The 10,207-nt window shown below is 63.8% G+C and carries 8 protein-coding genes; 3 read left to right on the top strand and 5 right to left on the bottom strand.

The genetic code is table 11. The features are described from left to right. The 3 genes from PHE40_RS03670 to PHE40_RS03660 form a co-directional block, all read right to left on the bottom strand. A partial coding sequence (locus tag PHE40_RS03670; RefSeq protein ID WP_299958149.1) for a hypothetical protein occupies nt 1-1,102 on the bottom strand: 1,102 nt, incomplete at its 3' end. Nucleotides 1,103-1,149: 47 nt separating this feature from the next. Then, complete coding sequence (locus tag PHE40_RS03665; RefSeq protein ID WP_299958148.1) at nt 1,150-1,851, bottom strand: dienelactone hydrolase family protein; 702 nt, start codon at nt 1,849-1,851, stop codon at nt 1,150-1,152. 24 nt (nt 1,852-1,875) lie between these two features. Continuing rightward, nucleotides 1,876-3,000, bottom strand: a complete 1,125-nt coding sequence (locus PHE40_RS03660; protein WP_299958146.1) for a type III PLP-dependent enzyme — start codon at nt 2,998-3,000, stop codon at nt 1,876-1,878. A gap of 315 nt (nt 3,001-3,315) precedes the next feature. Between PHE40_RS03660 and PHE40_RS03655 the strand changes: the two genes are divergently transcribed. The 3 genes from PHE40_RS03655 to PHE40_RS03645 are packed head-to-tail and all read left to right on the top strand — an operon-like array spanning nt 3,316 to nt 6,111. Then, nucleotides 3,316-4,035 (top strand): response regulator, encoded by a 720-nt coding sequence (locus PHE40_RS03655; protein WP_299958144.1) that lies wholly within the window; start codon nt 3,316-3,318, stop codon nt 4,033-4,035. Then, the gene (locus tag PHE40_RS03650) at nt 4,032-5,480 is read left to right on the top strand and encodes an ATP-binding protein (RefSeq protein ID WP_299958142.1); all 1,449 of its coding nucleotides are present in this window, start codon (nt 4,032-4,034) and stop codon (nt 5,478-5,480) included. Before PHE40_RS03655 ends, PHE40_RS03650 begins: the two co-directional genes overlap by 4 nt. A 52-nt stretch (nt 5,481-5,532) precedes the next feature. Then, entirely contained in the window at nt 5,533-6,111 is a 579-nt protein-coding gene (locus PHE40_RS03645; protein WP_299958140.1) for a YqaA family protein, read from the top strand. 110 nt (nt 6,112-6,221) lie between these two features. On the opposite strand, the gene ppdK is transcribed toward PHE40_RS03645, so the two are convergent. Further along, nucleotides 6,222-8,894, bottom strand: coding sequence for a pyruvate, phosphate dikinase (ppdK, locus tag PHE40_RS03640; protein WP_299958138.1), 2,673 nt, complete (start codon nt 8,892-8,894; stop codon nt 6,222-6,224). Nucleotides 8,895-8,906: 12 nt separating this feature from the next. Further along, on the bottom strand, nt 8,907-10,207 hold a 1,301-nt coding region (gene glyS, locus PHE40_RS03635; protein ID WP_299958136.1), incomplete at its 5' end, for a glycine--tRNA ligase subunit beta.

Raw genomic sequence — 10,207 nt, 5'->3', positions numbered from 1 at the left:
TTGCCGCCAGCCCCGCCCAGGCGGTGGTGCTCAACGCCGGGCGGCGGAAATAATCAAACGCCTGTTCCGGCACGCCTTTTTGCAGGCTCGGCCCGGTGGTAAGCCCGGTGGAAAGCTCAGGCGCCACGGTGGCATACACATACCCTTGCGGCGAAACATTGCGCGCCAGCGTGGCAAAAAACACGGCCGCCAGCGAGTTGCGCATCTGGCGCGACGCCAGCGCGGCAAACGCCGTGCCCTCCAGCCAGATGCTGGCGCTGGCATCCGAAAACCCGATCCCCGCACCGCGCCGCAACGCCTTGATCGCGGTCAGCGCGGACTCCGCCGGGGCCAAGCCCGCCAGATACGGCCAGATACCCGCATCCGCCGCGCATAGATGATTAACAGCACCATCAGGCGCCGTTCCGGCATCAAAACACGCCGCCTTCGCATCCCACATCGAGGTTACGAATTTTTTCGCCTGCGCGGCATCCTCCGCGCGGCCAAGCCTGTGAAAAGCCACATATAAATCCGTATTCTGCTCAGTGCTCTGCCAAGTCAGTTTCAGCGGGTTCGGTTCAAAACCATAAAATCCGCCGTAATAGCCCGCACCGGCGCGCAACCGGTCATCGAGAAAATTTCCCGCCGCATCGGCCGGCGCGTGCATCCCCAGCGCCGCCCATAACAGCATCGCCCAGGCGATCGGCCCGCTCTGGCTGCCCGCCTGATACGGATCTTCCGCCCAGCGTCCGGCCTTGGCGTCCCACCAGCCGGGCAGCTTTGCCGGCGCTGCCACCGCCCCGGCCATATAGGCATTACGCAACCGGCCATCCTTATAAAACCGGTCGTGCGCCTGGGCGATCTCCAGCGCCGCGCCAATCCGCAGCGCCTCGGCCTCATGCCCCGCCGCCAGCAGCAACAACCCGGCCAGGGCGTTGTCATACACATAGGCGGCGTTCGCCTGCGTCCGGTCAAAATCCGCGGCCCCCGGCCCGGTTTCCACCAGATAGCTGTTGAGCAGCACCGGCCCGTCGGGCAGCGCCGCCATCTGGCCGCGGATGGCAGCCACGCACCCAGCGGCAAAATCCGCGGCGGGAACACCGCCAAAAGCAAAGGCCGGCATGAGCATCCCCATACCGGCCATCCCGCAAAACCCGCGGCGCTGCAAAATCAGCCCAGCAGCTCGGACAGCAGCTCCGCCGTGCGGCCATTGGCGATCACCGCGGCACGCGTGTCAAAATGCACACCGCCAACCCGCGCGAAGGCATGCTGCACACCGGGATAGACGAACGCATCAATCCACTCGCTCTCCTCAGCACCATCCAGAATGGTTTCCACCGCCTCGGGGGACACATATTCATCCTTCTCGGCGATATGCAGCATCAGCGGCGCCTCGATCTTATCAAACTCCGGCACCAGATTATCAATGCCCACGCCGTAGTACGAGACGTTCACATCCGCGTCAGAGCGGGTGGCCATCATCACCGCCAAACGCCCGCCGAGGCAGAAGCCCAGCGTCCCGGCGATCCCGTTGGCGCCCGGCAGCTTGCGCGCCGCCGCCAGCGTCACCTTCAAATCCGCAACGCCTTTGTCCTGGTCGAACCCGTTCATCAGCGCGAACGCCTTTTGCCATTCGGCATCGCTCTTGTCGGAGATGCTCACGCCGGGCTCCTGGCGCCAGAACAAATCCGGCGCAATGGCGATAAAGCCCATGTCCGCCAGGGTCTGGCAGGTGGCGCGCAGCGAATCGTTCACGCCGAAAATTTCCTGAATGACCACTACCGCGCCGCAGGTATCCTGCGTCTGCGGCGCATAGACAAACGCCGAAAACTCGCCCGAACCGTCCGCCGCCTTCAACTTGATCTCTCGCATCGCCGTCTCCCTGAAAATGACGACCTACAGATAATGCTCCGCAAGCGGCGTAAAACCATTAAAATTCTGGCTTGCGTAACTTGTCACATAGGCCCCGGTATCATGGATCAGTACACGCTCCCCAGCAGTCAGGTCCAGCGGCAGCCGGTACGGCGTTTTCTCATACATTACATCCACGCCATCGCAGCTCGGCCCCGCCAGAACCACCGGCCCGCCCGGTCCCTTGCCAGCGGTAATCCGGTAGCGGATCGCCTCGCCCTCGGTCTCCGCCAGCCCGCCGAAACGGCCGATATCCAGATACACCCAGCGCCGCTCATCCTCTTCCATGCGCTGGCAAACCAGCACCACCTCGGAAACCACCACCCCGGCGTTGCCAACAATCGCACGCCCCGGCTCGATCAGCATATCGGGCAGGTCGTTGCCGAAATGCGCGGTCATGGCGTTCATGATGGCATGGCCAAACACGCCCGTCTCGGGCACATCATCCTGGTAGCGCACCGGAAATCCCCCGCCCAGGTTGAGCATCTTCAGCTCCAGCCCGTGGTTCTTGAGATCGGTGAACAGCAGCGCCACCTCGGCGATCGCCATCTCATACGCCGGCGTGCCTGTCTGCTGGCTGCCAACATGAAACGACAACCCATGCGGCTGCAACCCAAGCCGGGGCGCTGTCAGCATCAACTCCTTCGCGCGCGCGATGCTGGTGCCGAATTTCTTCGAGAGCGGCCAGTCCGCGCCCACATTGTTCACCGCGATCCGGCAGTAAACCTTCGCCCCCGGCGCATGGCGGGCAATTTTCTCCAGCTCCTCGATTGAATCGAACGCAAACAGCGGCACCCCATGCGCATGCGCGGCCGCAATGGCGGAGGGCTTCTTCACCGTGTTGCCATAGCTGATCGCCTCGGCCCGCGCGCCCGCAGCCAGGCAGGCCTCAATCTCGGGCAGGCTGGCGGCATCGAAACACGCGCCCTTCTCCACCAGCAGCCGCAGGATCTCAGGCGCCGGATTGGCCTTCACGGCATAATAGATCTTCGCCGCCGGCAAGGCGGCCCGCAGCGCGGCGTAATTGCCGGCCACGACATCCAAATCCAGCACCAGGCAAGGCGTGGCCAGTGCGGAAGATTCGAGAAATGATGCGATTTTATGATTCACCGCAGTCACCTTTCATATGAAGGCCCGCCTGGTAAAGGCGGCGGGCGCGGTTGCGAAACGGTCCAACGAACCAGCCACTTCCAGGTTTCCCTGTTCGTGCTGCCAGAACGCTTGACGTCGTTGCGTAACCGATTCACTCTAAGGAGACCGGCAGAGGCACGTGCGTTGCTGCGTAAAGCGGCAAATAGGACCAATGCACCTCCCACGCAAGTATTTTTTTAGCTCCCCCGCGGCCCCGGAACGCGCGCCGGCAAGATTGTCACCAATTGCAACATGCCCTGCACATTCCAGCGCAAACCCTCTATTGTAACAGCCATGGAAACCCTCCCCCACATCCTCATCGTGGATGACGACCGTGAAATCCGTGACCTTCTGGCCCGCTTTCTGGAACGCCAGCGCCTGCGCGTCACCACCGCGCGCGACGGCAAGGAGGCGCGCCGTGCCTTCACCAACGGGCATTTCCAACTCGTGGTGCTGGACCTGATGCTCCCCGGTGAAAGCGGGCTGGACCTCGCCCGCTGGCTGCGCGCCGAGGGCAAGGTGCCCATCATCATGCTCACCGCCATGGCCGAGGAGACCGACCGCATCGTCGGCCTGGAACTCGGCGCCGACGATTACGTCACCAAACCCTTCAACCCGCGCGAGCTGCTGGCCCGCATCCGCGCCGTGCTCCGCCGCACCGGCGATTCGGAAGATCGTCCGCCCGAGAGCGCCGCCCAGAGCTACCATTTCTCCGGCTGGGCGCTGGAGACCGCACGCCGGCGCCTGTCCGACCCCTCCGGCGTCGAAGTCACCATCACCGGCGGCGAATATGACCTGCTGGTCGCCCTGCTCGACCGCCCCAACCGCGTGCTGACGCGCGACATGCTGCTCGACCTTCTGCGCGGCCGCCAGGCCGGCCCGTTTGACCGCGCGATCGACGTCGCCGTCTCGCGCCTGCGCCGCAAGCTGGAAGATGACGGCCGCCACGCCCAGATCATCAAAACCGTCCGCGGCGGCGGCTATGTGCTCTCCACCCCCGTAGAGCGGCGTTGAAGCTTTTCCTCTGGCCCAAAAGCCTGGCCAGCCGCACGATCCTCATTCTCCTCGCCGGCTTCGCCTGCATTCAGCTGCTCGGCCTGCTCATTCATACCGTCAACCAGATCAAGCTGTTGCGCATCCAGGAGGAACAGGTCTTCGCCACCCGCGCGGTCATCATCTACCGGCACATCGCCATGGCGCCCCCGGCTGAGCGCCCCGCCCTGATCGCCAAGGAGGCGCTGCCCAAGGGTGACACGCTGAGCATCAGCGCAATCCCCCCGCTGCCGCCGCACAGCTACAATCTGCCCCTTGCCGAACGCGACATTCTCCGCGCCAGCATCTTTGCCGACAACATGCCCATGCGCCTGCACCCGCGCGGCCTGCTGCTGCATGGCCACGGCCTGCCCACGCGCATCATCATCAGCTTTGGCCTGCCCGGCCCGCAGGTTTCCCTCCTACCCTACCCGCAACTCTCCGCGCCGCCCTTTGATCAAGGACCGCCAGACGCCCTCATGCTCCCGCCGCTCTTCGCGCGCCCCCAGCCCGACGCCTGGCTCACCATCACCTCGCGCCTCAACCCCGCAAAACCCTGGCGCTCCCCGAGCTTTGCCTCCGCCTTCATCGTCATGACAGCCCTGGGCGCCGCGATGATCTTCTGGGCCGTGCGCAAGCTCCTCATCCCCGTGCGCACGCTGGCCGAAGCCGCCGAGCGCCTCGGCCAGGACGTGGTGAACGCCCCCGCCCTGCCCGAGCGCGGCCCCTCCGAAATCGTCACCGCCGCCATCGCCTTCAACACCATGGCCGCGCGCATCCGCCGCTTCGTCGAGGACCGCACCTTTCTGCTCTCCGCCATCGGGCATGACCTGCGCACCCCCATCACCCGGCTGAAACTGCGCGCCGAATATATGGAGGACGACGAACAGCGCCAGAAAATGCTGGCTGACCTCGACGAGATGGAAGCCATGGTCGCCGCCACCCTGGCTTTCGGCCGCGACATCACCACCACCGAACCCTTAACCCGGCTGGATCTTGCGATCCTGCTGCGCACCATTCTCGATGAAGCCGCCGACGGCAACCCAGACCAGGCCGACTCCCTGAGCTACAACGGCCCCGACCATCTCACCATCCACGCCCGCCCCCTGGGGCTGAAGCGCGCCTTCACCAACCTCACCGGCAACGCCCTCAAATATGGCGGCTGCGCGCGCATCACCCTGCGCCGCCTGCCCCAGGACTTCATCCAAGCCGACATCGAAGACGACGGCCCCGGCATCGCGCCCGAGGCCATGGAAGCCGTCTTCGAACCCTTTCGCCGGCTGGAGACCAGCCGCAACCGCGAAACCGGCGGCTCGGGCCTCGGCCTGTCCATCGCGCGCAACATTTTCCACGCTCACGGCGGCGACGTCACGCTTCAAAACCTGCCTGGCGGCGGCCTGCGCGCAAGGGTGACACTACCGGTATAACCAACCAAGTTGTCATTTGCCCGCCACCGCGCCTTGTGGCAGAGCAGGTGCCATGCTCCGTAAAACTTATGACCATGTGATCGCCCTGGCTGAACGCCCCGCCGCCCCCTTCTGGCTGTTCGCCATCGCCTTTGCCGAGGCCAGCTTTTTCCCCATCCCGCCCGATGCGCTGTTGATCCCCCTCGCCCTGGCGCAGCCACGCAAGGCGTTCTGGTTCGCGCTCATCGCCACGCTGGGCAGCGTCCTCGGCGGCGCGCTGGGCTACACCATCGGCTATTTCCTGCTTGCCAAGCTGGCGCAGCCGATCATCCATTTCTACCATTACGAAGCGGCCTTCACCGTTTTCCAGCAGAAATTCGCGCAATACGGACTATGGGTGATCCTCATCAAAGGCCTCACCCCCATCCCTTATAAAATCGTCACCATTGCCGCCGGCGCCGCCGCCTTCAGCTTCCCGCTGTTCATGTTCGCCAGCCTGGTCACCCGCGGCGCGCGCTTCCTGCTCGAGGCCGCGCTGCTCCGCAAATTCGGCGAACCCGCGCAGGCATTCATTGAAAAACGCCTCGGCTTCGTCACCGGCCTGGTCGCGCTCGGCATCGTCGGCGGATTCTTAATCCTCAAATTCGCATAAAATTCGCATAACCCCGCCACCATCCAGGGGATGACCTCCCCTGGATGGCTTGCGCGCGGCCGCCCCATCAGCCCCGCGCGCATACCAGTCAGCCTTAAGGTTGACTGGTATTACTTATCGCGAAAATGCGTTTCCGTGCGCTCAATCGCCGCCTGCGCCGCCGCCAAGCGGGCCACCGGCACGCGGTAGGGCGAGCAGGAAACATAATCCAGCCCAACTGATTCACAGAACGCGATGGAGGCCGGGTCGCCGCCATGCTCGCCGCAGATGCCAAGCTTGATGCCAGGCTTGGTCTTGCGGCCCTTTTCGGCGGCAATACGCACCATCGCACCCACACCATCAACATCGATGGAGACGAACGGATCTTTCGGCAGAATGCCCTGCTCCACATAATGCGGCAGGAACTTGCCCGCATCATCGCGCGAGAGGCCGAACACCGTCTGCGTCAGATCGTTGGTGCCAAACGAGAAGAAATCCGCCGCCTCGGCAATGGAATCTGCGGTCAAGGCCGCGCGCGGCAGCTCGATCATGGTGCCGATCGAGTATTCAACGCTCTTGCCGGTCTCGGCAAACACCTCTTTCGCCACCTTCTCGATCTGCGCGCGGGTGATATCCAGCTCGCGCTTCACGCCCACCAACGGGATCATGATCTCGGGCACCGGCGCCTTGGCGGTCTTGGCAACCTCGATGGCCGCCTCGAAAATCGCCCGGGCCTGCATCTCGTAAATCTCCGGATACGACACCCCAAGCCGGCAGCCGCGATGGCCGAGCATCGGGTTGGTCTCCGAAAGCTCCTCGGCGCGCATCTTCATCTCAGCGGCATCCATACCCAGGGCCTCAGCCACCTCGGCAAGCTCCGCCTCGCCATGCGGCAGGAATTCATGCAGCGGCGGGTCGAGCAGACGGATGGTCACCGGCAGCCCTTCCATGATCTTGAACAGCGCCACAAAGTCATTGCGCTGGAACGGCAGCAGCTTGGCCAGCGCGGCGCGGCGCCCGGCCTCATCCTTGGCCATGATCATCTGGCGCACGGCGGAAATCCGCGATGGGTCGAAGAACATGTGCTCGGTGCGGCACAGGCCGATCCCCTCGGCGCCGAACTTGCGCGCGGTGTCGGCATCCAGCGGGGTCTCCGCATTGGTGCGCACCTTCAGGCGGCGCACCTCATCGGCCCAGCCCATCAGCATACCGAACTCGCCGGAGAGCTGCGGCTCGATCATTTTCACCGTACCGGCGAAAACCTCGCCGGTGGCGCCATCGATGGTCAGGATTTCCCCCGCACGGATCACGACGCCAGCGGCCGAGAGCGTCTGCGCGCCATAATCAACCGAAATACTGCCAGCCCCGGCAACGCAGGGCCGCCCCATGCCGCGCGCCACCACCGCCGCGTGGCTGGTCATGCCGCCGCGCGTGGTTAAAATGCCGCGCGCCGCATGCATGCCATGAATATCTTCCGGGCTGGTCTCGATACGCACCAGAATCACCGACTCACCCTTCTGCGCGCGCATCTCCGCCTCATCGGCCGAGAACACCACCGCGCCGCAGGCCGCCCCTGGCGAGGCCGGCAGGCCCCTGGCGAAGAGTTTCGGCGTCGCCTTGGGGTCCAGCGTGGGGTGCAGCAGCTGGTCCAGCGAAGCCGGATTCACGCGCATGATCGCGGTATTGCGGTCAATCAACCCGCTCTCCGCCATCTCCACCGCAATCCGCAACGAGGCGGCGGCGGAGCGCTTGCCCGAGCGAGTCTGCAGCATATAGAGCTTGTTCTGCTGCACGGTGAACTCGATGTCCTGCATATCCTTGTAGTGCTTCTCCAGCACATCGCGGACCTTGTTCAGCTCGGCATAGGCTTCCGGCAGCGCCACCTCCATGCTCACCTCGCCGGGCTTGGCATAGGCCTGGGAGAGCGGCCGCGGCGTGCGGATACCCGCCACCACGTCCTCGCCCTGCGCGTTCACCAGATATTCGCCGTAGAATTCGTTCAGCCCGGTAGAGGGGTCGCGGGTGAAGCACACGCCGGTGGCGCAATCCTCGCCCATATTGCCAAACACCATCGCCTGCACGTTCACCGCCGTGCCCCAGCTCGCCGGAATATCATGCAAACGGCGGTACACATTGGCGCGCGGGTTCATCCACGAGCCGAAAACGGCCGAAATCGCGCCCCAGAGCTGGTCCTGCGGGTCCTGCGGGAAGGGCCGGCCGATCTCCTCGGCAACCATCGCCTTGTAGCCTTCCACCATCTGCTGCCAATGCTCGGGCGTCAGCGCGGTATCCTCGATCGCATCGGCATCCAGCTTCGCCTGCTCGATGATCTCCTCGAACCGGTGATGATCCACGCCCAGCACGACCGAGCCGTACATCTGGATGAAGCGGCGGTACGAATCCCAGGCAAACCGTGAATCGCCCGAGCCCGCGGCCAGGCCCTGCACGGTCACGTCATTAAGGCCGAGATTGAGCACGGTATCCATCATCCCAGGCATCGAAACGCGCGCGCCCGAGCGCACCGAAACCAGCAGCGGCTTCTCCTTGTCGCCAAACTTGCGGCCAACGGCAGCCTCGATTCGCGCCAGCGCCGCGTCCACCTGCGGCTTCAAATCCGCCGGATAGGTTTCATTGTTCTCGTAATAGGCGGTGCACACCTCGGTGGTGATGGTGAAACCAGGGGGAACGGGCAGATCAATGCTCGCCATTTCGGCCAAATTGGCACCCTTGCCGCCAAGCAGGTTCCGGAGTGAGGCATTGCCGTCGTTCACACCAGCGCCAAAATTATAAACCCATTTTGTCACAATTTTACTCCCTCAACCTTCAATTCTGGAAAAATCAGCAATAATATTAACGGTATCCCGGAACCGCGCGAGCAAAAGCAAACGATTGCGGCGTAATTCCGGCGCCGGGTCGTTCACTGTCACTTTGTCAAAAAACGCATCGATCGTGGTGCGCAGGCTGGCCAGCCCCGCCACCGCCAGCCCAAAATTCTCCTGACGGAACGCGCTCAGCGTCTCCGCCTCAATATACGGCAGAGCATCGCGCAGTTGCTCTTCCTCCGGCAGCGGCAAAGCCCCCAGCACCAGCTCGGCCGTATGCGGCCCATCCTTCGCATCCTCGATCTTGAGGATATTTGCGGCGCGTTTATAGGCGGCGTGCAGGTTTTTGCCGTCCTCGGTGCCCAGCAACCCGCCCAGCGCCTCGACACGCTTCATCAGGCGGACAAGATCGTCATCAGCCCCCGCCGCCAGTACCGCATCCAGCACATCGAACCGCTTGCCCTCGCCGCGTAATTTCACCCGCAAGCGCTCAATAATGAAGTCAAACAGGCTCTCATCGCCGCCCAGCAGCGGTTTGAGCGGCAGGCGCAGGCCGTTTTCCAGGATGATGCGGATAACGCCCAGCGCGCAGCGGCGCAGCGCGTAGGGGTCGCCCGAGCCGGTTGGTTTTTCGCCGATGCGGAAGAAATTTGTCAGCGTATCGAGCTTGTCAGCCAAAGCGACGGCGACGGCGAGCGTGCCGGTGGGTACCGCGTCCGACGGCCCTTTGGGCTGGTAGTGGGTCTTGATGGCGGGGCCGACGCTGGCACCGTCCCAGCCATTTGGCGCTTTTTCGGCGTAGTAGCCGCCCATGATGCCTTGTAGCTCGGGGAACTCGCCGACCATGCCAGTGACAAGATCGACTTTCGCCAGCCGCCCGGCCAGATTGGCTTGGCGACCCGTCCAATTATCTGCATTCAAGATAACGGCAATCTCCCCCGCCAGCGCGCCAATCCGCTCCGCGCGCTGGCGCTGCGTGCCGATTTTGGCGTGAAACGTAATCTTCTCCAGCTTGGGCAGCAGCTCATTCAGAGGCGTTTTCAGGTCCAAATCCCAGAAATGCCGCGCATCAGCCAGCCGCGCCCGCAGCACCCGCTCATTGCCCGAAACAACCGCCGCGCCGCCATCGGTTGCCTCCAGATTGGCAACAAAGGCGAAATACGGCGCCGGATTGCCCGCCGCATCGCGCAGGGCAAAATACTTCTGGTTCACCTTCATGGAGAGTTCCCGCACTTCCGGGGGAAGATCCATGAATTCGGCGCCGATTTTCCCGATCAGCGGCACCGGCCATTCCA

This window comes from Acidocella sp., from assembly GCF_028687955.1.
In the GTDB taxonomy this organism is placed as follows: Bacteria; Pseudomonadota; Alphaproteobacteria; order Acetobacterales; family Acetobacteraceae; genus Acidocella.
The sequence above is the reverse complement of the archived record's forward strand: the minus strand, read 5'-3'. Positions and strand labels throughout refer to the sequence as shown.

What these genes read in the sequence shown, in the direction of transcription:
- PHE40_RS03645 (WP_299958140.1), top strand. Translation starts at nt 5,533, where the DNA reads ATGCTCCGTAAAACTTATGACCATGTGATCGCCCTGGCTGAACGCCCC.
- PHE40_RS03665 (WP_299958148.1), bottom strand. Translation starts at nt 1,851, where the DNA reads ATGCGAGAGATCAAGTTGAAGGCGGCGGACGGTTCGGGCGAGTTTTCG.
- PHE40_RS03655 (WP_299958144.1), top strand. Translation starts at nt 3,316, where the DNA reads ATGGAAACCCTCCCCCACATCCTCATCGTGGATGACGACCGTGAAATC.